Genomic DNA, 22461 nt, shown 5'->3' with positions numbered 1-22461 from the left:
AATCCTCAAATCATTCAGTGTCTCAGCAAACGGGCGATCGCTTTTACCAATTCCTCAGGTTCAACAGGCTTGGAGACATGCATCTGAAATCCGGCAGCTAAGGCTTGCTGCTGATTGATCTCTCCAGCATAGGCAGTAAGTGCGATCGCAGGAATCGTGCCTCCCTGTTGGGGTGACCACTTTCTAATTTGCCGAATCAGGGCATAACCATCCATCTCTGGCATCCCAATGTCACATAAGAGTAGATCGGGGACAGATTGATTCAGGAGGGTCAACGCCTGTGCCGCCGAAGCGGCTGTGGCAACTTGTGCGCCTGATTGCATCAGGGTGAATGCTGCCAACTCCCGCATATCTGCATCGTCGTCCACAACCAAGACCTGAACACCTGCTAAGTCTGCCGCACTTTCTGGGTGCCTGTCATCAGAAGAGGGTTCCGGCTCTACGATGTTTAACGGTAGCCGGATGGTAAATGTAGCCCCTAAGTTCTGTCCTAAGCTGTCTGCTTGAACGGTTCCTCCATGCAGTTCGGTAAAATGACGGACGATCGCCAGCCCTAATCCCAATCCGCCGAATTGTCGGGTTATTGTACCATCTTCTTGACGGAAGTAGTCAAACACATGGGGTAAGAAGTCTCGTCTGATGCCTTTTCCAGTATCTTTGACTTGAATCTGAGCATACATATCAACCTGCTCTAGTTGCACCTCGACTCGTCCTCCGGTTGGGGTGAACTTCACAGCGTTGGAGAGGAGGTTCCAGACTACTTGTTGGAGGCGATTGGTATCGCCTGAAACCGTTCCTGAAATAGGATTAAATGTGGTCTGGAGTTGAATGTGTTTGGCTTCGGCTGCCAGTCGTACCGTTTCCCGTGCAGCCTCAATCATTGCCGCTAGATTCACAGGAGCGACGTTTAACGTAATTTTTCCTTGCAGAATGCGCGAGACATCCAACAAGTCCTCAATTAATTGGGCTTGCAGCTTGGCATTGCGTTCGATCGTTTCCAGCGCTTGCTGCGTTTTTGTGCCATCTAATCGCCCAGTTCGTAGCAATTTTGTCCAGCCCAGAATCGGATTGAGGGGCGATCGCAACTCGTGGGACAACACCGCCAAGAATTCGTCTTTAATGCGGTTAGCGGCTTCTGCTTTTGCGCGATCGCGTTGAGCCACCCGGTACAAGCGAGCATTGTCGATCGCCAAGGAAGCACGATGAGCCAATTCCTCTGCCAGTTCCAAATCGGTCGGGGTGTACTGTCGTCCAGATTCGGCTGAAACAAAGGAGATGACCCCTAGAATTCGTGCCTGAGTTCGTAGTGGCACCGTCATTACCGATTGGAATCCAACCTGCCGCAGAATCTCTAAATGCTCTGAGTCACGCGCTGCCTGTACCAACAGTTCATCGGGAATCTCCGACACCAAATCTGGTTGTCCAGTTCGCAATGTGTATGCAGCAGCGCGAGGGTCATCCGGGTTTAGTGGATACTTGTCTCTAATCTGATAAGCCGATTCCAGTTTGGCAGGGTCAATGTGAGCCACTGCAATCTGCTCGATCGCACCATCCTCTTCTATCATGTGAACCGTACACCAGTCCGCTAATTCCGGCACCGTAAGCTGCGCGACTCGCTCTAGAGTCGTTTGATAATCGAGTGAGGATGCAAGCACCGCACTTGCCTCAGACAGAAAGCGTTGGGCAAGCTCTAACCTGACGCGCTCAGTCACATCGACTACATAAACTAAAACCCCTTCAACCTGAGCATTTGAGTTAACAGTCGGAAGATAGTAAACGTTGTAGTAACCGGGACGGCGATCGCTGCGTCCGGGAACATTCACCGCAAAGTTTGGTGAAATAAAGGGATTTCCTGTGGTATATATCTGATGAAAGACTTCAACTAATTTTGGATCGGATTGACCAAAAAGTTGTGAAATGGAATGTCCTAAGTGTTGCTCGCGGGTTAATCCATTAATTTCTGCTAAGGCTTCGTTGATGGCAATAAATCGCTGCTGTGCATCTAACAGGGCAAGTCCAATCGGAGATGTATTAAAAATAGTTGCCAATTGGTGCTGTGCCGCTTCTGCCTCTGAACGGGCAATGCGTTCGCGCTCTAGTAGTTGTTCTCGTTCCTGTTCCGCTTGCTTGCGGTGTGTGATATCAATGACAACTCCGATCGAGTGCTTGGGATGTTCCTGACTATCATAAATAAACTGTCCTCTCGCTTCGACCCAGTGAATGGAGCCATCTGGCCAACGCAGGCGATATTCATGGTGATACTCCTTCTTGTCAGCTATGGCTTGCTGAAATTTCGCCTCAGCTTCTGCTAGGTCATCAGGATGAACCCGACTTGCCCAAACCTTATAGCCGGGTTCGCACTCATTCGGTTTTAGCCCTAGTATCGTGAAGTGACCTTCTGACCAATGCAAGGCATTGGTCAGAAGGTCCCAGCCCCACGTTCCCATGCGTCCGATTTTCACTGCCAGTTGCAGGTGAGCTTCACTTTCTCGCAATTCCTCTTGTGTCCGTGATCGCTCCACGGCTAGCCAGGTTTTTTGAGCAATTCGCTCCATCAGCACCACATCTTCATCGGTCCAGTGGCGAACAGAGACATGGTGCAACACCAACAATGCAACAAATCGCCCTTCTTTCACTAAGGGAACACACAGGAGAGATTTGGTTTGAATTGCGTCAAAGGTAGCAGCCCCCGATCCAGCAGTCCGAGGATCGCGATCGACATCATGTACGACGATAGTTTTGCCCTGCTTTAATTCAGCAATGAGTTCACGACCAAACGAATCCATGTGATGGCTACCCACCACGCTGATGACACCATTGCAATAGTCGCGATCGACGATGACATATTCCTGAGTAGAATCAATTTCAGCGTAGGTACAGCGAGTAACTTGGAAGTGTTGTCCTGTGGCACAAACCACCTGCCACATAATTTCTTTTGGGTCTTGAATGGCACGAATCGCATCATTCAATTCGATTAGGAATTGCTGAATTTCTTCTTTCTGCTGGAGGTTCTTGAGCAGTTGTTCAATTTGTTGCCTTGCCCGCACCTGGGCTGTCACGTCCATGTTATAAATCAACACACCCTGAATGGTTCCCTCAGCATCCCGCCAAGCCGCAAAGATGCAGTGGAAAAATGCTTCTTCCAACACCCCATCGCCGTTCCGATCCCAGTAAGTAGGTGACTCCTCCCGAATAAATGTTTCTCCCGTCCGGTAAACCTGTTCAAACGCTTCAAAGTAAATTTGCCCCTCTATCTCTGGGAAAACATCCCGTATTGATTTCCCCATAAGGTCTGGAGTGCGCCCAGTCCCTTGCAGGTAGGTGGGATTGGCAAATTCATACACAAGATCGGCACCTTTAACAATGGCAATCATGGCAGGCAATTGCATCAGGATGTCATGCAACCGCTGGCGTTCGGTTTCGGCTTCGAGTCGGGCAGCTTGTTCTCGTTTTAAAAGGCGATCGCGTTCTGCTTCGATCTGTTTGCGTTCTGTAATATCAACCGAAACGCCAATCATGCGAACTCCTTGCCCCGTCTCATCCCGATAGACTTGCCCCTGACTGTTGAGCCAGCGCACAACGCCGTCTGGACACATTACCCGATACTCCGGTGCGTAGGGCTGTTCTCCCGCCATTGCCCCTACCGTCGCTTGGAGCACCTGTTGTCGATCGTCTGGATGAATGAGCGCAAAAAACTCTTCTCCCGTCCCTTCATAAAGACCCCAAACGTCTAGAGCATTAGCAGAACACACCACTCGATTGCCCTGCAAATCCATATCCCAGACAACCATCTGAGCCGCTGTCAGTGCCAATCGCAAGCGTTCTTCGCTCTCTCGTAATGCCTGTTCAACTTGTTTGTAATCGGTCACATCACGAGTAATCCCCAGTACCGTTTCTACGGAGCCATCAGGAGCAAATTCAGGGACAATACGCGACTGATACCAGCGAATACCATAAGAAGTCGGAAACTTAAATTCAATCGTCTGTTCGGAGCCCCTTTCAAACACTTGCTGCAAACTGTCATGCCAAACGCGATACATTTCTTCTGGCATTCCTAGCTCGGCATTAGTCTTGCCAAGAAATTGCTCTGATGGAATACCTGTTGCTAGTTCTACAGAAGGGCTGACATAAAGATGGCGAAACTCTGCATCACTTCGGCTAATAATATCCGGGGCATTTTCAGCCAGCATTTTGAACTGTTGCTCTCGCTGCCACAGTTCTAATTCCAAGCGTTTGCGCTCTGTTAGGTCAATTACAAATCCTAGTCCCAAATCATCGGGTGCTCCTAGATAGGCAGTTCCCACCAAGACGGGAACGCGAGTACCGTCTTTACGAATGTATTCTTTCTCAAACGGCGCATGGCGACCAACTTGTTTCATCTGTACCATTGCTTGCTCGTCTAAATGCCGAAACTCCGGTGGAGTAATCTGAAGGAAGTTTACCTCTCCCGATAAAACTTCTTCTCGCGTGTAACCTAAAGTGGCAAGCCAAGCCTCGTTGACTTCCAGAATATTGCCTTGAAAATCGCCAATAATAATGCCAATGAGATTCGCATCAAATAAACTTCGTAGCTGCGATTCATTCTCGCGTAAGGCTTGCTCTACACGTTTGCGTTCGCTCACGTCTTGGAAGACAACAACGGCTGCAACAATCTGCCCCTGGTTATCTAAAATTGGTGCTGAGTTGACGTTTACGAAAATGCACCTACCATCATTTCGATGAATTTCTATCTCTTCGTTGGTAACGACTTCACCTGTTTTTAGCGATCGCACCAATGGATACTCATGAGGCGAATAGAGTTGACCATCTAAGTGAAAGATTTCACTTGGAACAATGGGTGCATAGTCCTCAATCTCAAGCAATTGTTCGTAGCCATACCCAACAATTTGCTTGGTTTGTTCGTTTGCCAGAACTAATTTACCAGATGCCGCATCGGCAATCATGACTCCAGCAGGCATTTGTCGCAAAACGGCTTCAAATCGGGCGCGTTCAATTTCAAGCTCATGCAACAATCGTTCTCGTTCTGCCTCCGCTTGCTTGCGCTCGGTCACATCTCGAAAATAAACCGCTACACCCTCCGCAGAGGGATAGGCATTCGCCTCTAACCAACGCTGAACCGGCTCCCCAAATTCTTCCCAGGAAACAGGAACCTGTTCCATCACTGCCCGATGTAGTTCCCCATAGGCAATTCCACCGACCAACTCAGGAAAAACCTCGTTCCAAACGTGCTTTCCCACTAGCTCTTCTGGCGTTTTGTGCAGGATTTTAGCCGCCGCTTGATTCACGTAGGTGTAACGCCAGTCGCGATCGAAGGCGACAAAAGCATCCGTAATGCTTTCAAGAATCGTTGCTACCTTGCCCTCAGTTTCTTGGGCACAGAACAACTGTTCGCCTTCAAGAGTGCGGGCAAAGCGTTCAATGACTTCAGAGCGAGAAATTCCTCGCCTGTGAGCCTCTTTATCGAGCGATCGCCATGCTGTATTAGTCAGAGATACGCTCACTCGTTGTTTCGTCTCCGAGTTCCAATGGCTAACAAACTTGCCTGTGGCGTCGCGCTTCATGAAGATTCATCCGTCGGCATACACGGTCTTCTCCATTGAACCTGAGTTACTCACTGAGGAGAATCCGCCTTAAGATAGATGCTTTGGTCAGAGGGAAGATAGGAAAGAAGAACCTCAATAAATATTGCGCTGTACAGGCTGCTGAATTTCCCTTGGCACTCGTAGACATAGAGCTGGGCTCGACGGGAGAACCCCACGGCTTTAACGTAGTGCAGCCGTGGCAGTGTCAAATAAGTTCCCTCACCGATGCCGATGGTGCCTACGACAATCGGGCTAGCGTTCCTTTAGCACCAAACTCATGCAAACTACGCAACTGGTCAGCAACAGCCTCAACGAAACGTGGCGACTCTACTAAATCTCCAAAAATTTCAGATAGGCTGAGCAATGGTCTGGGATCTAATTCACTCAAACTGGCGCGTTGAATGAGGATGTCTGCTAATGGGTCATCAATGGGAATAGGTTGCCCTTGTTCATCATGACTATTGATGTATCGACACCAAGCAGCAATCGTCAAACTTAGGTAATCGATCGCACCTTCAAGTTGTAATTTATCGCGGATCGATCCCAAAACAAACTTAGGAATTTTTGCCGATCCACTCAGGCAAAGGCGTGGAAGCTGATCGCGAATTTTGGGATTGGAAAACCGTTCAATTAAAGTTTTTTTATAATCATCTAAATCAATCCCCGGAACGGGTTGGAGCGTTGGTGTCACCTCGTCCATCAACTTAGCGACTGCTTGCTCAAACAAGGGATCAGCCATGACTTCATAAACGTAGGTATAACCTGCCAGAGAGCCAAGATAGCCAATCAGCATATGACTGGCGTTGAGCAGCCGGATTTTCATCATCTCGTAGGGATGAACATCCTTAGTCATCTGTACACCAACAGATTCCCAATCAGGTCTGCCTGCACAAAAGGTATCTTCGATTACCCACTGGATGAAAGGCTCCGTCACGCCTGGAAACGCATCATCAATAGCAAACTGTTCCGCCACCATTTTGATATCTGCTGGGGTTGTCATCGGAGTAATGCGATCGACCATGCAGTTGGGAAACGCAACGTGTTCAGCAATCCAACGTCCTAACTCTGGATCGCGCATTTCGGCAAATGTTGTTAGCATTTTCCGCACCATGTTGCCGTTGCCCTGGATATTGTCGCAGGACAAGACTGTAAACGGTGCCAACCCCTGTTTACGCCGCTTTTCGAGTGCGGCTGTCAAAAAACCGTATGTCCCGATTGGTTGGTCAGGATGTTGCAAATCGTGCTGAATTGTCGGGTGGTTCACATCGAATTCGCCACTTCCTTCAATGTAGTAGTAGCCGCTTTCAGTGATCGTTAGAGTAACAATTCGGCATTTGGGATCTGCTAATGCTTCAATAACTGCTTGACGATTGTCTGGTGCAAACAGGTATCGAGTGATTGAGCCGATGATGCGAGGGTGATCGCGCTCAGGTGATCGCTCAACTAAGGTGTATAAACAATCTTGGGAAAGAAGCGCATTCCGCATCCGCCTGTCATAGTCATAGTCCAGCAATCCCACACCACAGATTCCCCAGTCACTACCAGGATGCTGATGGAAATAATCATCAAGATAGAGTGCTTGGTGCGATTTATGAAATCCACCCACCCCAATATGCACAATTCCATTAGTAATTTGACGGCGATCGTACTTGGGTATGGGAACGTTTCCAGGTAAACGAGACAGGGATGCTTCATTGAGCTTGATTGTTGAGGCTGTGCTGGTATTGCTGTTCATCTTAATTTATGACCTTGTGATGACGGCTTATTATCAGTATTGCAGGATGGGTGAAAAAGGTGGAGTCAATTTTGGCGGCTCTGCATGGCAACTCGATCGCATGACTGATCTCCGATGAAGTTGTCCCCCGAGCTATTCTTGACAAAATTTAATTTTTCACACACCGGGCTAACGGCATCAAGCGATCGCCTGATGGCCCGTGTCCTTACACTGGGGTTGCTGATAATAGACCGATAAGATCGTGCATCCGCTCAATAACTTGGTGGGCACCAGCCGACTGAAGATTATCTGCACGGCTGCTTCGTTCATCCTCGCTTATATGAGTTCCCCCTACATAACCGATAATGTGCCCAATTCCAGCGGCAACGGCAGCCCTTACCCCACTGAGAGAATCTTCAACTGCCACGCAATCCGAAACGTCAGCGTCCAGACACTTGGCTGTATGTAGGTAGATGTCAGGAAGCGGTTTGGGTCGCGCAACGGGGAGAGAGTCGTGAGCGCTAAATACGTGCTCGCTGGGGAAATAGTCGGTCAGGGCAGCAGAAGTCAGGCAAGCACTCAGCCTCTGTAAGCTACTGTTACTCACTAGGGCATATTTGAACCCGTCATCACGCAAGTAAGACAGCACTTCCGGCGTTCCTTGAGTCGCTTTTGCCTCTACCGTAAGCCGTTCAATCGCTCTCTTTTCTTCTTCAGCCACTAGCCTGTCAATATCGCGCTCATTAATAGTGGTAAATGAGTCTGGGTAGAGCTTTTTGAGTATTTCCCTGTAGGGTTTCCCGGCGAAGCTTTTAACAAAGTCCTCAAGCTCATAGTGTTGAGCGCCAGGGAACTCACGAGCCACTTCATTTGTCAGCCTCCATGCGCTCTTAAGTGCTATGGTTTCACTATCAACGACAGTTCCGTCATGATCGAAAAGCACCACCTTATCATGCTGAAGCGCTTTCATTTAAAAGACCTCCCTCACTGTAATTTTTAAGCGTAGTCAATAGTCCGTGGGTCTGGAGATCTCGCAAAGCTTGTTGGCATTCATTATCTACGACCTGTGTCTGTTCGCAATTCTCCAATCCCAGAATCCCACTAATCACTGCGCCTTCTTGAATCGCTGTAATTGCGCTTTGGGTATCCTTGGCATGATAAGGCTGACCAGACTCGCTCGCCTCCTCTCTGACTGCAAGAAGCCACGCTGCAACAGGAAGTATAATCCGCTTCATGCTGACTTTTCGGCTATAGGCATCCTGAAGTATCGGAAATATATACTTGCCTACTTTCCTCGCTGTTTCTGAAGAGATTCTCTCAGTAGTATCGGGAAGATCTTCGTTACTCAGTCTTCGTAACACCTCCTCCATATATTGTTCACACATCTCGCGAGGCACTGGTGTTGCTGCCGCTATATCGTCCATGAGAAGCCGAGTAAACAACTGGAATTCCGGTAGTGCGATCGCCTCGTGCATATACTCTATACCTGCTCTTACAGCTAAACAGGCTATGAAGGAGTGTACTGCATTCAAGAATCTCGACTTCATATAGAGGAAGGGAGTGATGTCGCTAGTCATAATCACCCCGGTATCTTCCCACTTGGGTCGATCGCCTGTGAAGTTGTCTTCCACGACAAACTGCCAAAATGGTTCCGTTACAATGGGTGCGCGATCGCGAACTTGCAACAGTCGGCTGGGGTAGTTATAGTCGGATTCTTGCTCTTGAGGCACAATCCTGTCTACAACCGAATTAGGGAACGTGGCGTTATCCCTGATGTATTCTGCAAGCTGAGGATCGATCTCTTCAGCGTAAGCTAGCACTGCTTTTCGCAGGATCTCCCCATTTCTTGGGAGGTTGTCGCAAGAAAGGGTGGTGAACGGGGTCATTGAGCGATCGCGTCGTCGGCGTAGCGCCTCTACGATAAAGCCAATTGCAGTTGTTGGAGTGGAAGGATTTCGCAGATCGTGCGCGATGTCTTCATTCGTTGTGTCGAGATTAAAATTCTTGTCTAGATGGTACCCTCCTTGAGTAATAGTAAGAGTCACCAGATGCACAGACGGAGACGCCATCTTTTCAAGCACATACTCGCACTTGTCTCTACCATTAACTATTTCCCTGATAGAACCTATAACTTCCGCTTCCTCACGATTTTGAGCGCAACTAGAGTGTTTGGTCAAAGTGTAAAGGAATCTCTGCGGTTTCAACCTAGTAATGGTCTGTTGACTCTTGAGGCTAACCCCACAAATCCCCCATTTCTGCTCTTGGAAACCCTTCTGTGCCAGATAGTTATGTATTATGTAGGCGAGATGGCCCCGAAAAAAACGACCAGGCCCGAAATGGACGATTCCAGTATTAAGCGCCCTTCTGTCGTAAGAAGACTGTTCCCTCCACAAACCAGTTACAGTACCGAGGCGAGAACTTGAAGAAACACTGGGCGGTCTGAGTAAGTTAACCATGAGAGTTCTTAGATAATAAGTGGATAATCAGGTAAAAAAGAGTAGGTCAGTCTGGGTATAGCCCCTGACCTACAAGCAGGACAAATATCTTAAAGTGCGAAAATTTTAGGCATACTCTGTAGCATCTACAAGGAAACGTTTAGCCACAGGGTAAGTAGGGTCTGACAGGTAGAACAGAGAAAGAAGAAATCAGGTAAACTTAATTAATTAAGTATCAAATATCAAGTAGTCATTAACCTAAAGTCAGGCACAAGAATACCCCCCATACTGCCACTGTGTTTAGCTTTGGCAAGTGCGTAAGTCGAATGTCTGTCCTATAAGGCGCAAATAGACTGCTTTTAAAGTCTGCCTTTAGATTTCCTGATAACTCTGTACTCTTTGTATGTTATTTACCTTGGTCGCTGCTATCCTCCGTCTTCAGGAGAATCTCCAAAGAACTCTTTAGAGGTACTTATAACAACAGGGTAATTAGGGTCTGACAGGTAGAACAGAGAAAGAAGAAATCAGGTAAACTTAATTAAGTATCAAATAGCAAGTAGTCATTAACCTGAAGTAAGGCACAAGACTAGGCCACATACTGCCACTTTGTTTAGCTTGGACAAGTGGATAAGTCGAATGTCCTTCCTATAAGGCGCTAGACTGCTTTTAAATTATGCCCTTAGATTACCTAATAGCGGTGTACACCTTGTATATTATTGACCTTGGTCGCTGCTATCATCTGTCTTCAGGAGAATATACAAATAATTCTTTAGAGGGACTTATAACCACAATCAAGTGTATACTTCGCTACAACCAGTTAAGTTAGAGTTTGGCGTTTGTGTAGCAAGCGTCCAAAAAACAACGCTTGCCTTGAAAAGTCCTGTCTGTAGCGGCTGGCTGATACAGCATTGCAAGGCCGTTTCAGTCTGTCCATAAATTTTTAAAGTTTCCTCACTCACAACTGGGCTCTGCACTCCTCCTGAGCAAATCCTCCACAGACACCTGACAATCTGGAAATGCCAAAGGTGCGATTATATCCGACTCTGCCAACACAAGCGGGCTAGCATAACACTCTGCCCCTGGCTCCGAAAACACATACAATCGACGGGCATTGATATCTAGAATCCAAATACTCCCTGATTCCTGACCGAGCGATCGCAAGCAGGGGCTTTCAATTCCCTGTTAGTTAAGTTAGATCGCTCCGTAGATGTTGCCCGCGTGGAAGAGTTATCTTGTTTGGACGAACGGCGGGCTGACTTGAATATTTACCGCGCACAATTGAGGCGCATCAAGAGTGAAATCGCTCTACTTTCTTGAGGTAAAAGCTGAGGGCAACAGCTTCTATAAAATTGGAATTACGACTCGACTAATTGAGGAACGGATAGCCGCTGTGCAGCGGGATGTGAGAGTCCATTACTCAGAGGTTGCCATCAACTTGCTGGGATTGTGGGAACACCGAGGGAATGTGGAACTGTACTTCAAACACCGCTACAAAGTGTTTAATTATCGTATCGAGAAACTGACGGAGTATTTCGTGTTTCTCAATGTCAAGCGCACCCTACGGGATTTGTTTGAAATAGAAGCAAAAGTGCGAGCGTGATGTTGAGTTGAATGCGATCGGCTTGTGCTGGGTGATGTTGAGTTGGATGTGCGGGTTCGGGGTGAGTGCGATCGTCAAACAACAACCTAGACGAACGCCACCTCCGATTTCTAATTCAACTTCAGGGAACTGGGGAGCGTTTTTGAATGCGCCCAAAAGAATGGGGACGCTCTCAATCTTCGCTTGTCAGGAAGTACGGTTCTCCACAAAAGTTTTTAGCTTTGAAGCGTTCCTCACTGCATTTCCCTCTCCGTCGTTGTTGAAGTAGACGAACACGCTTCGCCCTTGGCTTTCCCACTCGTGGATGCGATCGGCCCACCAACGCAAATCATCATCCGAGTAGGAGCCGCCGTAGAGATTGTTGGGGTCGGGGCCGTGGAGGCGCACATAGACGAATGATCCCGTTGCGCGCAGGATACAGGGGAGGAGCGCCCCGCTCATCACGCAGTAAGCCGCTCCTTGGCGTTCTAGCAGCGAAAATACCTCTTCTGTGTGCCAGCTTGGGTGTCGAAATTCCACAGCTACTTTGATCCAGGAAGGCACCTGTTCTAGAAAGTAGGCTAGGCGGGCCAAATCGCAGCCGAACTGGGGAGGAAGCTGGACGAGCAGAATACCGAGTCGATCGCCCAGGCATTGAAGTCCGTCACTCATCCGTTCCAACCACTTTTCTGGCGAGTAAAGACGCTTGGAGTGCGTTAGACCGCGGGGCGCTTTTACGGTCATCAAAAATCCTTGGGGGAGGCGCTCTCGCCAGTTAGCAAAGGTAGTGTTTGGTGGCCAGCGGTAGTAGGTGCTATTAACTTCGACGGTTTGATAGTGCTGGGTATAGCAATCGAGCCTAGAGCGAGGCGGTAGCTGGTGGGGATAAAGCACACCTTCCCAATGGTCGTAACTCCAGCCTGAAGTGCCGATGTGAACAATCGAATCGGGGTTCATTATCCCTTCCATGATTCGGATCTGGAAATCGCTACTAAACAAACAAAGTCCGCGCAGGCGGACTAAGAATATGATATTTGAAAACTGGATGCGATTGAATTAGTTGGATCGATCGCTGCTACCTATATCTGTAGCTTTTTCTACTGCTGCCTGTGCCGGCGTAACTGCTTCGCCCACGTTATCTTTTACCGATTCTATAAATCTTTTGGTACTGGGGGCAATGGGTTGGTCGAGATTCAGCTTTTCTCGGATATTGTCAAGTACACCCTTGGCATCCTTCTCTGTATCGCTTGTTGGCTGCCGATCAGGAAGGGCAATTTCGTAAGATTTAGTTTCTGGGGTTAAAGGTGTAGCGATCGCTTGCATTTTGTTGCCCGACAATTCCAATTCGGAACTAAAAATCAGCGCTATTCCTACAGCAAAGATTATTCCTACTCGCAGGCAAATTGTAACTAAGCGCGATGTAAACTTTTTCATTGAAAAACTCTGTTTTTTCTATGACGACTGTAATATACAATAATTGCTGTTGTTGGTTTGCAAATCTATCTAAAGATAGGACTTCGTGTCAATTTATTGCGTTAACGTTCACCTAAATCAACCTCAACAAAAAAGTTTTGGGCGGTGCGGCGCCAACAGGCGATCGATCGCAACTACGAACTCAAGAAAGGTACATTTACTACTTCCCCTGACACCGATCCGACTTGCACTTTCAGTCCTTCGGCGCCGGCTTTTGTGCGGATGTAAGCAAGACCAAAAAAGCCCGATTCAGTTTCCGTAAAACTGGTGAGTTTGCCGACTTTTTCCTCTCCAATAGTGACTGCTGTTCCGGGTTCAACCGCACCGCTCAACTGCACGCCCCAAAGTTGCTGTTTGACTCCTTTGTAGGTGTTCAACCTGGCAATTGTTTCTTGACCGATGTAGCAGCCTTTGTCATAGGTAATAGTATGTAAAAGACGGGCTTCTAAGGGGTTGTAATCATCTGTGAGTTCAAAATCGGGTGCGGGGCGTCCTTGTTCGATTCGCAGTTGTTCCCAAACTCGATCGCCCATCGGTACGGCCCCAGCTTTGAGTAATTCATGCCACAAGCTTGCTGCATCGCTTGCTGGCGCAATTAACGTGTATCCGGGAGTTGCTAAACCGCTACCAACCGCAACTCGGACTTCCCTACCTGCAAAATTTATCAATTTGTGAGTAGCGTAAGGTTGATTTTCTAGTACGGTAACTCCGATTTTTTCTAATAGGTGAGTGCTTTCCGGGCCGAGGAAACTGAAAGCAACAGTTGTATCGGTTAAATCTGTTAACTCGACGCGATCCATTGGGAAAATATAGCGATCGAGCAATTCCAGGAGTTGGCGGCGGCGGTTGGCTGAAACTAGCAGCAGTACGGCATCTTCTGTCGCGTAAGCGGTGGCGAGGTCGATCGTCCGGGCGGTGGATGTGACAAAAACGGTATCGCAACCTTGACCGGGTTTGAGTATATTAAAGTTATTGGTACTTTGATTGTGCAAGAACCGCAGTCGATCGCTGTCTGAGATTTGAATGCGCCCCCAGTGAGTGCGATCGTACAAAGCCACACCTTTTTTAGTTGCTGCGATCGCTTCTGCGTCGTTACCAAAACTCACTGGCACAATTTCTTTGGTTGTTAACTCTGCAAAAGTAGCACCAGCCGCTGCTTGAATGTCGTGCAATTCTTGAATCAGCATAAAATTTTGTTGACTGTTGAGTGTTGAGTGTTGACTGTTGACGGATGACTGTTAACTACTGCTTTCGTGTCAACTGACAACTGACAACTGACTATTTGCCCAAATTGGCGAATATTTCTTGTATTAATTGACTGGCTTTGGCATCAAGACGATTCCAATCTACATCGCCAGTGTCCTCCTCAATCAAGCTAGTGTCAATTACGACTTCCTGACTTTCCATTTGAGTTTGGGCGGGCTGGTAGTTGACAAAGCAGACTCGATAGCAAAGTTCCCAAATATCGACCCATCTTTGCTCGCCTTGAAGCTCTAAAAGTAGTTGATAGCCGGGAATGGGAATCTGCACTTCTTGATAAGTGCCCGTCCAGACTGACTCCTCTAATTGTTTGCGGATGTTGTCGAGCACTCGGATCATCGCTGGCTGCATGAGCAGTTCAGCTTGCTGCCACGCGATCGGGCTGGTTATTTTAGGCTTCATATAGTAGATGGTTCTAAAAAAGAAAATCAATAAATTAATTTTCTAGCATTGGGCGCCAACTTTTGAGACATCCGCCACAGAATGTTAAATTTAGTCGTCACCAAATTCAAAAGTCAGCCGTCAACAGCAAAAGTTAAAGCCGTTCTCGGCTTGACGGCTAAAAACGGCTGAAACTGTTGATATTGAGTTATCGGATGGGTAATGTAGGATTTGAACCTACGGCATCCTGCGTGTAAAGCAGGCGCTCTACCACTGAGCTAATCACCCAATTGCACTCACAGGGATTTATCATATCACAGTAACTCAGAAAGATCAAGTAAAAAAAATCATAAACTTTAAATGCCCTCTGGCCGCACCCACGATCAAATAACCATGTGGAGTTTGCCCTTGGTGGCAGGCCTCACGTTTGGCCAGACTCAGAGCAGCAACCTGACTTTGCTCGTTTCCGGCAGTTTCTTATTCGGCGGGCTGATGTTTGGCCCCGACTTGGATATCTACTCCTGCCAGTATCAGCGCTGGGGATGGTTCAAAGCGATTTGGCTCCCATACCAAAAAAGCCTGCGCCACCGCTCTTTTTTGTCCCACGGCCCTCTGATCGGCACTGCTTTGCGAATCTTGTACCTCGCTATCTGGATCGCGGTTCTCGGAATGTTGGGATTGGCAATTGCCGAAAAAGTCGGGAACTTAGGCGGGAATTGGCAGGATGTGGTTTTGAGTTATGGGCGATCGATCTGGGAACACCACATCGAAATTTTAGCCGTTTACATCGGTCTAGAATTGGGCGCTATGAGCCACTATCTGAGCGATTGGGGCGGCTCGGCTTACAAAAGATTCAAAAAGAAAGGATTGAGCGGGTTGCGCCCTCCTAAGACAATTAAGAGGCCCAAAATCAAAGCTCCCACTCGCACATCTAGCAAATCCATAGCAGAAGGAAGAAGGAAGAAGGAAGAAGGAAGAAGGAAGAAGTAAGAAGGAAGAAGTAAGAAGGAAGAAGTAATAAAATTAATGGTTGGAACCCTTAACAACGTTATAACCGTCTTGGCGGTTGATATAAAAGGTAAATTATTATGTCTAATTCTGAAAGTCGATCGCTCACAGCACTCAAAGAACTTATAGAAGTTGTGGCTAAATTGCGATCGCCAGACGGCGGATGTCCTTGGGATTTAGCCCAAACTCCCCAAACTCTAGTTCCTCACATCATCGAAGAAGCTTATGAAACCGCCGATGCGATTCGCAAAGGAGATAAAGATGCGATCGTCGAAGAATTGGGCGACTTACTGTTACAGGTAATTCTGCAAGCTCAAATTGCCAGCGAATCCAATCAGTTTACCTTCGACGAAATCGCTGCGGGGATTACAGAAAAACTCATTCGGCGACATCCCCACGTCTTCGGCGATGTCGAACTCAACAGCGTCGATGAAGTCAACGAAAACTGGGAAAAAATCAAAGCTGCTGAAAAAGGCACGACTTCGGACAAGCCGCCAACTTTAGCCTCGAAAATGAGCCGTTATGCCAGCACTTTGCCGCCGATAACCGCCGGAATGAAAATCTCTCAAAAAGCTGCGGAAGTGAGTTTTGATTGGGAGAATGTAGACGGCGTTTGGGATAAATTTCACGAAGAAATGGCAGAATTTGAACACGCTCTCAAACACGAGGATAAAGCAGCGCAGCAGTCAGAATTGGGAGATATTATGTTTGTGTTGATTCAATTAGCTCGCTGGTACGATTTAGAGCCGTCGGCTGCTTTGCAGGGAACAAATGATCGCTTCGTGCAGCGGTTTGCGAAGGTAGAGGCTGCGTGCGATCGACCTTTGTCGGATTATGCCCCAGAAGAGTTAGAATCTCTGTGGCAGCAAGCTAAAGCTTTAATTGCTAAACAAAAGGGCGATCGGTAATAACTCACTCCTGAGCAATATTGTTAAGAACAGGCAAGATGCCTGTTCCACAACAACTCAATATTCCTCTTGTGGGGTGGGCTTCTAGCCCGCACTTATGGTTAAGAACAGGCAAGATGCCTGTTCCACAACAACTCAATATTTTGCTTGTGGGGTGGGCTTCTAGCCCCCACTATTGTTAAGAACAGGCAAGATGCCTGTTCCACAACAACTCAATATTTTGCTTGTGGGGTGGGCTTCTAGCCCGCCCAAAAAAAGCTGATTAACAATACTGCCAGAGGTCAGCAATCAACTACTCGTAAAGCTTCGCGTCATTGTACGGCGGATGTTCGCACGCGATATATAAAGCATTTGTCGGTTCCAGAGCCTCTCCTGTCACCGGGTCGATCGGCTTGAGCACAAAGCATAACAGAGAGAGCGATCGCCAATCCAAACTTTCTAACTTCCCGCGTTCGTAGCGACTAACAGTAGCATTACTAATACCGACATCTTTTGGCACAGGATCTCCGGCTGTCCGAAACAGAGCGGCCTCGTATTCTTTTGTGACCATTTCTGTTTCAATAATTGACCAGCCCCGAATCTCTCTAGCTGCTTTCAGAAGTTTGCCCAATCTACCGCGTCCCGTATCCGTAAATCGCACAGGGCGCAGTTTTTCCTGATCGACGACAGCCTTAAAGTCAAGAAATCCCGGCATTTTACAGATCCAATTTAACTCTTAAGCTAGCTGTACTTTTGCCTTGCTCAAGGCAGCACACAGGGGTTGAGCATTACACATTTAGAAACATTACTGCAACTTCTCTGCATTCGTGTAGAATGATATGATATAGTAAGATCCAAAGACGAACACCTACTAACTCACCCAAGTTCAGGAGTGACTCAGCCATGACAGCACTGTTTCGCCGCATCCAACCCTCGAAAAAGCTCCGCATCACCGTCAGGTTGATCGCCCAACTGCTCAAAATCAGCCAAAATCAAATTAAGCGAATCGAATCCTGGGTTTTCGTGGTTTTCGTGCACCGGCGGGACAGAGGCGGACAATTTATCTCGTACCGCAGCCTGGAAGAATGGCAAAATGCGATCGCCCATCATATCCAAACCTGCCCCAGCCTTTCCGAACTCTCGCAGCTCAAAACATCCATTCACTACGACAGCCGGAAATTCAAAAAACAATCTCTCCCAAAAACACTTGACTTTTTCAATCAAATGTACATAGAAAGACAAGACGAACTCAACATCTGGGAAAGCTTAAACTGCATTGCTTCCTAGCAAAAATGAGGCAGATTTGCTTGCCAAAAACAGAAGCGAAACATTTGCGAGCAATTGCGAGATAAAATCACCCCAAAAATCACCCGCGAATGCTCCGCCACATTCATGAAAGCAATCACCAAAGCAATTAAGACATTGCTTGAGCGATATAATCAAAATAAGGAGCTGCTTCCTTAGCATCCTCCTGATTGAGCAAAGCCAAAGAAGCTTCCTTCAAACAGCGGATAGCTTCGACCATGCCAGGAACTGGAACGCCGAGAGAATTATACATTTCCCGAACGCCAATCAAACCGATGCTTTCGATCGGCTCTTTGTCACCCGCCAAGATACCGTAGGTAATCAGGCGCAAGTACCAGCCGTAGTCGCGCAGACACAAAGCCCGTTCGCGCTGGCCGTAAGCATTGCCACCAGGAGAGATAAAATCAGGTCGTTTTTTCCAGAGTTTTTTACTAGCTTCTTCAACAATTTTTCTCTCACTGTCAGACAGCGCAGTAGCAATACGCACCCGCTGTTCTCCGGTTTTTAAAAAATCTTTGATGCTTTGAAGTTCGCCGGTACTGGGATAGCGAAGTTCGTCGTCGGCTTGGAGAATTAGTTGGCTAACTACGCTCATTGTTATTCAAAAGAATTGAGGATATTTGAGAGTAAGATTAATTGACATTCTCATCCCTTAAAGATGAGATTTTTGGTGGGGCGATTTACTTTGCTTCTAACATTTATCAACATTAGAAGTAGCGGGTAAATCTCCACAAACGTTATGCTTGATGTTCAAGCCAGTTTCCCTGTGTTCCAGGGTACTGCGGGAAAAACTCAAAAACTGCGAGTGAAAGTTTTGATGTCGGCAGACACTTTGACTGTTTAACGAGTTTTTGCTAGCTCGCCCCAACAGCAGATCGCACAGGCACGGGTAGGGGCAACTCGCGACAGGCTTGACTTGCAGGTTGAAGCTTGGCTTTAGCAGCAAGACGTTCAGCAGCAGGAAGACAGCCTGCAATTGAGCTTGAGTGCGATGGCTTACGCCCCGCTTCGCTACGACTTATCTCAGGAAAGAGAGAGCGATATTGCATTACCATATTAAATCCTACCACGACTACTTGTGACCAAATCTAAATTCCCGACCCCAAACTCGACGAAATTGGCAAACCCTTGCCAGCAAGGTCAACTGATTGAGATAGAGATTACTGACTTGACAGACACCGGCGACGGAGTTGGTCGTTTTGGTGAGTTAGTAGTGTTTGTGCCCGATACCGTGACGGGCGATCGAGTCCTTGTCCGCCTCGTGCAAGTCAAATCCACCTATGCTACAGGCAAGCTGGACACACTTCTCGAAGCATCCGAACACCGCATCCGAGCTAACTGCATTGTCGCCGACAAGTGCGGCGGCTGTCAGTGGCAGCACGTAGATTATCAATATCAGCTTGCAGCCAAGCAAAATCAAATCATTCAAGCCTTAGAACGGATTGGCGGATTTAGCAATCCGCAAGTTGATGAAATTTTAACGGGAAAAATTGAGGGATTTTCCCAATTTTTGGGATACCGCAACAAAGCGACTTATCCGGTGGCAATATCTGCGACAGGTCAAGTCCAAGCAGGTTACTATCAAAAAAGCACTCACAAATTAGTCAATCTCAATCAGTGTCCGGTGCAAGACCCGCGCCTCAATCCTTTGTTAAAAGAAGTCAAAGAAGACATCCACTGGCGGGATTGGCAAGTCTACGACGAAAAGAAACATACAGGAGAATTGCGTCACTTGTCCTTGCGGATCGGACGGCGCACCGGCGAGATGCTGCTAACTTTAATAGTTCGCACTGGAGACTTGCCCGGAATCGAAGAGCAAGCATCAGAGTGGCTGAAACAATATCCTCAACTGGCAGGGGTTTGTTTGAATATAAATCCCGCTCAAACTAATGTGATTTTTGGTACAGAAACTCGCTGCATTGCGGGTCGTTCTTATCTGCGAGAAAGCTTTGCTGGTTTGAAATTTCAGCTAAGAGCCGATACTTTTTTCCAGGTAAATACAGAGGCTGCTGAAGCATTGTTAGAGGTGATGGTAGGGGAATTGAATTTGCAGGGAAACGAGATTTTGGTTGACGCTTTTTGCGGAATTGGTACTTTTACTTTACCCCTGGCAAAACAAGTAAAAATAGCCATAGGTTTAGAAGTGCAACCGGCGGCGATCGAACAAGCCAGATTAAATGGTGAGTTAAATGACGTGAGAAATGTCGAGTTTCAGGCCGGAACAGTAGAGAGTTTGCTGCCTTCCTTGGGATTGACACCGGATATTGTGCTGCTAGATCCGCCCAGGAAAGGGTGCGATCGCGCGGTTTTGGAAGCTATCAAGGAAATCAAACCAAATCGCATTGTTTATGTTAGCTGCAAGCCTGCTACTTTGGCTCGCGACCTGAAGATTTTGTGCGAAAATGGGGATTATAAGTTAGCGCGAGTGCAGCCGGCGGATTTCTTTCCTCAGACTTCTCATGTTGAGTGTGCGGCGTTTTTGGTGAGGTGAATGAAAGGGCGATCGAGCTACTAGACTTAGTGCATAAATCTTTGATTGATAGGGAAACCGCAGATGCACCGCAGATAATTTAAAGATTTTTTGCGAATGTATGCAAGTTAAGCCGAGTGAGTAAGTGAGTACAAAAGATATAAGCTGGAGGGGGAGTTCGGTAACTGAAGCAGCGTTTGCTATCTTAGAATACGGGTTTCAAACTCTCGGACTCGATCGCATTGTAGCGCTTTCTAAATCTGAAAATATTGCTTCGCCGCGCGTGATGCCAAAAGTGGGAATCTAGTACAAACAGAAGGTCGATTGCTGGGGTGCCAACTAGATCCAGCCCGGGCGGAATCGGGGGGAGTCCAGAAGTATAGAATAGAGGTTGCGGAACCGGCACACCGCCCGATCGCTCGCCCCCAGCAATTTGTTACCCTAAAAATAGAATCTCCCCTCCCTCAACTCCCTCCCATGAACAACGCTTCTCCCCTGATTCAAACGATAACTCCAGAACGCTGGGCCGGGTTTAGTATGGACTTTATAGGGGCGGGTTACACGGGTTTGTTGGTCAAAAACGGCCGCGCCGTGCGTACCCTGAAATCCGGGCGGCATTTCAGCTTCGCCCTTCCCCTGCTGGAACAGTCTCAAATTGTCCTCGTAGACACCAAACTCCGCAATTTGGATGTACAGTCGCACGGAGATTTTTTATCTAAGGATCGATTTTTAATTGATGCCACCCTGACTGTTATTTATCAAGTGATAGATCCGAAACGAGTAGCTTTGGAATTGTCCGATCCTCTAGCTGTTTTAGCAAGTGCAGTTAAGGATTGTATGGGATTAGCGATCGGGCAAATACCCCTACAACAGCTTATCAGTCAAGGACGGCTGTTGCTGCGCCAAAATTTGCTCGATCGCATCCAAGATTTTTATACTCTGGGTTTTAACTTAGAAGACGTGCGAATTGGCGATGTCAGCTTTCCCGAAACCAACGGAGTTATTCGCCAAGTTGAGGGAATGAGTGCCCGACAGGAAGCAGAAAATGCCGCCGCCCTGCAAATGAGAATTGCCGAAGCAGGCCGTCCGATTGTTCCTCAATCTCCCGTACAGCAGTTAAACTTAATTTCAGGTAATTCTCCTGCGAGTCTTCCAGCTTCTGACACAGCAGCAGGGTTCGATCGAGATTTACAACGACTGACAGACCAACTTGCTCAAAACAGTCTCCCTCCTGGGAGAAATCCTCCTCAACTTGCACCAACGGTACTCGCAAGCAGCGATCGCAAAACAACCGCATATTTAATCTACAAACTTTCTGGAGAGGCGATCGCCCTAACAGCCAATCCCTTTACAATTGGACGCGAACCAACCAACACTTTAGTATTACAAGATCCGCAAAGTTCGCGCTACCACGCTCAAATCCGCCGCGCCACTGACGAACTTGGCAAACAGCGGTATCAGCTTGTCGATAGCGGCAGTTCCAACGGCACTTTTGTGGGTGGGCAGAGGCTGGCTGCTAACGAGCCTTTTTGGCTGCCAAATGGCTGCGAAATTGCGATCGGCGACCAAAAATGGATCTTTCAAAATTCGTGAGTGAGAGAGATGAAGATTTGTTTAAACAGCAGATAAACACACATAAATTCCATCGGCGTTCATCTGTGTTTATCTACTGACATCTGCGGTTAAAAAATCCCAATCCAAGTAACTTGCTTTAATCACAATATACAAGTAATAGATTCCGAATCTACCGTCAACAATATGAATATTTTTTTAAACCGCAGATAAACGCAGATAAACACAGATTAATTCCATCGCCTTTCATCTTTCAGGTTTCCGTAGGGGCATTGTCAAGAGTCCCCGCCCTGTCAACACAGCTTGACAACTTCTCCCTCCCCAATTCCCTATACTCCCAGGTAGAAGTCTCTTGCCAACCCTAGGGGGGATATCTCCACAAGCATTTCGAGCGACAATTTGTCAAGATTGAAAATATAAGTAGAGGACAACCACATGAACTTTTCTATACAATCTGTTTACAACTGGTATCGCGAAACCCTCCGCAACCCCAAATACCGCTGGTGGATTATTCTGGGAACGCTGGCATATTTGGTAAGCCCGATCGACATTGCCCCAGACTTTCTCCCCGTCGTCGGACAAATTGACGATGTGGCAATTGCTGTCTTGCTGATTTCCGAAGTGTCCCAAATGGCGATCGACTACTTTAAATCCCGCCAAACAGAGACAGCCTCAGCATCCGAAGCCACCGGTGCCCATTATTCTGAAGCCCAAGGCAGCACCGTTGACGTAGATGCAGTTTCTGTAAAATAATTGCCAAAAATAATCGAGCGCTACAACCCTGACTTCTTCAAG

17 protein-coding genes, 1 tRNA gene and 1 pseudogene are annotated in these 22461 nt (G+C 47.5%); 8 read left to right on the top strand and 11 right to left on the bottom strand.

The window, feature by feature from the left end:
* Positions 1-14: 14 nt before the first annotated feature.
* The 4 genes from D0A34_27030 to D0A34_27015 all read right to left on the bottom strand — a co-directional run bounded on the left by D0A34_27030 (position 15) and on the right by D0A34_27015 (position 9752).
* On the bottom strand, positions 15-5561 hold the full coding sequence (locus D0A34_27030) for a PAS domain S-box protein (GenBank protein ID UNU22003.1): 5547 nt from the start codon (positions 5559-5561) through the stop codon (positions 15-17).
* Positions 5562-5820: 259 nt separating this feature from the next.
* Complete coding sequence (locus D0A34_27025) at positions 5821-7317, bottom strand: mannitol dehydrogenase family protein (GenBank protein UNU22002.1); 1497 nt, start codon at positions 7315-7317, stop codon at positions 5821-5823.
* Positions 7318-7522: 205 nt separating this feature from the next.
* Positions 7523-8266 carry an HAD family phosphatase gene (locus D0A34_27020; protein ID UNU22001.1) on the bottom strand — a complete coding sequence of 248 codons (744 nt, stop codon included), beginning with the start codon at positions 8264-8266 and terminating at the stop codon, positions 7523-7525.
* Positions 8247-9752 (bottom strand): mannitol dehydrogenase family protein, encoded by a 1506-nt coding sequence (locus tag D0A34_27015; GenBank protein ID UNU22000.1) that lies wholly within the window; start codon positions 9750-9752, stop codon positions 8247-8249. Before D0A34_27015 ends, D0A34_27020 begins: the two co-directional genes overlap by 20 nt.
* A gap of 1122 nt (positions 9753-10874) precedes the next feature.
* Between D0A34_27015 and D0A34_27010 the strand changes: the two are divergent.
* A pseudogene (locus tag D0A34_27010) lies at positions 10875-11331 on the top strand (hypothetical protein).
* A 186-nt stretch (positions 11332-11517) separates the two neighbouring features.
* Here the strand turns inward: D0A34_27010 and D0A34_27005 are convergent.
* The 5 genes from D0A34_27005 to D0A34_26985 form a co-directional block, all read right to left on the bottom strand.
* Positions 11518-12267 (bottom strand): DUF72 domain-containing protein, encoded by a 750-nt coding sequence (locus tag D0A34_27005; protein UNU22492.1) that lies wholly within the window; start codon positions 12265-12267, stop codon positions 11518-11520.
* Between the two features lie 99 nt (positions 12268-12366).
* Positions 12367-12744 (bottom strand): hypothetical protein, encoded by a 378-nt coding sequence (locus D0A34_27000; GenBank protein ID UNU21999.1) that lies wholly within the window; start codon positions 12742-12744, stop codon positions 12367-12369.
* Between the two features lie 173 nt (positions 12745-12917).
* A complete protein-coding gene (locus D0A34_26995; GenBank protein UNU22491.1) occupies positions 12918-13967 on the bottom strand; it encodes a folate-binding protein in 1050 nt (349 codons plus the stop codon).
* A gap of 94 nt (positions 13968-14061) precedes the next feature.
* Positions 14062-14445 (bottom strand): hypothetical protein, encoded by a 384-nt coding sequence (locus D0A34_26990; GenBank protein UNU21998.1) that lies wholly within the window; start codon positions 14443-14445, stop codon positions 14062-14064.
* A gap of 195 nt (positions 14446-14640) precedes the next feature.
* Positions 14641-14712: transfer RNA gene (locus D0A34_26985), tRNA-Val, on the bottom strand.
* Positions 14713-14784: 72 nt separating this feature from the next.
* Here D0A34_26985 and D0A34_26980 point away from each other — a divergent pair.
* Complete coding sequence (locus tag D0A34_26980) at positions 14785-15414, top strand: metal-binding protein (GenBank protein ID UNU21997.1); 630 nt, start codon at positions 14785-14787, stop codon at positions 15412-15414.
* A gap of 98 nt (positions 15415-15512) precedes the next feature.
* The gene (locus tag D0A34_26975) at positions 15513-16340 is read left to right on the top strand and encodes a nucleoside triphosphate pyrophosphohydrolase (protein ID UNU21996.1); all 828 of its coding nucleotides are present in this window, start codon (positions 15513-15515) and stop codon (positions 16338-16340) included.
* Positions 16341-16632: 292 nt separating this feature from the next.
* Here D0A34_26975 and D0A34_26970 read toward each other — a convergent pair whose 3' ends face one another.
* Positions 16633-17034: a helix-turn-helix domain-containing protein gene (locus tag D0A34_26970; GenBank protein UNU21995.1), complete on the bottom strand. Its 402-nt coding sequence runs from the start codon at positions 17032-17034 to the stop codon at positions 16633-16635.
* Between the two features lie 188 nt (positions 17035-17222).
* Between D0A34_26970 and D0A34_26965 the strand changes: the two genes are divergently transcribed.
* Positions 17223-17606 carry a hypothetical protein gene (locus D0A34_26965; protein UNU21994.1) on the top strand — a complete coding sequence of 128 codons (384 nt, stop codon included), beginning with the start codon at positions 17223-17225 and terminating at the stop codon, positions 17604-17606.
* Positions 17607-17733: 127 nt separating this feature from the next.
* Here the strand turns inward: D0A34_26965 and D0A34_26960 are convergent, their stop codons facing one another.
* Positions 17734-18219, bottom strand: coding sequence for an allophycocyanin (locus D0A34_26960; protein ID UNU21993.1), 486 nt, complete (start codon positions 18217-18219; stop codon positions 17734-17736).
* 483 nt (positions 18220-18702) lie between these two features.
* Between D0A34_26960 and rlmD the strand changes: the two genes are divergently transcribed.
* The 4 genes from rlmD (at position 18703) to D0A34_26940 (ending at position 22419) form a co-directional block, all read left to right on the top strand.
* A complete protein-coding gene (gene rlmD, locus D0A34_26955; GenBank protein ID UNU21992.1) occupies positions 18703-20115 on the top strand; it encodes a 23S rRNA (uracil(1939)-C(5))-methyltransferase RlmD in 1413 nt (470 codons plus the stop codon).
* 124 nt (positions 20116-20239) lie between these two features.
* On the top strand, positions 20240-20401 hold the full coding sequence (locus D0A34_26950; protein ID UNU21991.1) for an N-acetyltransferase: 162 nt from the start codon (positions 20240-20242) through the stop codon (positions 20399-20401).
* A gap of 170 nt (positions 20402-20571) precedes the next feature.
* Positions 20572-21687: an FHA domain-containing protein gene (locus tag D0A34_26945; protein UNU22490.1), complete on the top strand. Its 1116-nt coding sequence runs from the start codon at positions 20572-20574 to the stop codon at positions 21685-21687.
* A 414-nt stretch (positions 21688-22101) separates the two neighbouring features.
* On the top strand, positions 22102-22419 hold the full coding sequence (locus D0A34_26940; GenBank protein UNU21990.1) for a DUF1232 domain-containing protein: 318 nt from the start codon (positions 22102-22104) through the stop codon (positions 22417-22419).
* Positions 22420-22461 lie beyond the last annotated feature (42 nt).

The organism is Microcoleus vaginatus PCC 9802, from assembly GCA_022701275.1.
GTDB classification, from domain to species: Bacteria; Cyanobacteriota; Cyanobacteriia; order Cyanobacteriales; family Microcoleaceae; genus Microcoleus; species Microcoleus vaginatus_A.
The sequence above is the reverse complement of the archived record's forward strand: the minus strand, read 5'-3'. Positions and strand labels throughout refer to the sequence as shown.

Bases quoted from the DNA above. Each gene is read 5' to 3' on its own strand.
- D0A34_26990 (UNU21998.1), bottom strand. From the start codon at position 14,445: ATGAAGCCTAAAATAACCAGCCCGATCGCGTGGCAGCAAGCTGAACTG.
- D0A34_27000 (UNU21999.1), bottom strand. From the start codon at position 12,744: ATGAAAAAGTTTACATCGCGCTTAGTTACAATTTGCCTGCGAGTAGGA.
- D0A34_27015 (UNU22000.1), bottom strand. From the start codon at position 9,752: ATGGTTAACTTACTCAGACCGCCCAGTGTTTCTTCAAGTTCTCGCCTC.
- D0A34_26960 (UNU21993.1), bottom strand. From the start codon at position 18,219: ATGAGCGTAGTTAGCCAACTAATTCTCCAAGCCGACGACGAACTTCGC.
- D0A34_27020 (UNU22001.1), bottom strand. From the start codon at position 8,266: ATGAAAGCGCTTCAGCATGATAAGGTGGTGCTTTTCGATCATGACGGA.
- D0A34_27030 (UNU22003.1), bottom strand. From the start codon at position 5,561: ATGAAGCGCGACGCCACAGGCAAGTTTGTTAGCCATTGGAACTCGGAG.
- D0A34_26940 (UNU21990.1), top strand. From the start codon at position 22,102: ATGAACTTTTCTATACAATCTGTTTACAACTGGTATCGCGAAACCCTC.
- D0A34_26965 (UNU21994.1), top strand. From the start codon at position 17,223: ATGACAGCACTGTTTCGCCGCATCCAACCCTCGAAAAAGCTCCGCATC.
- D0A34_26975 (UNU21996.1), top strand. From the start codon at position 15,513: ATGTCTAATTCTGAAAGTCGATCGCTCACAGCACTCAAAGAACTTATA.
- D0A34_26970 (UNU21995.1), bottom strand. From the start codon at position 17,034: ATGCCGGGATTTCTTGACTTTAAGGCTGTCGTCGATCAGGAAAAACTG.
- D0A34_26945 (UNU22490.1), top strand. From the start codon at position 20,572: ATGAACAACGCTTCTCCCCTGATTCAAACGATAACTCCAGAACGCTGG.
- D0A34_27005 (UNU22492.1), bottom strand. From the start codon at position 12,267: ATGAACCCCGATTCGATTGTTCACATCGGCACTTCAGGCTGGAGTTAC.
- D0A34_27025 (UNU22002.1), bottom strand. From the start codon at position 7,317: ATGAACAGCAATACCAGCACAGCCTCAACAATCAAGCTCAATGAAGCA.
- D0A34_26980 (UNU21997.1), top strand. From the start codon at position 14,785: ATGCCCTCTGGCCGCACCCACGATCAAATAACCATGTGGAGTTTGCCC.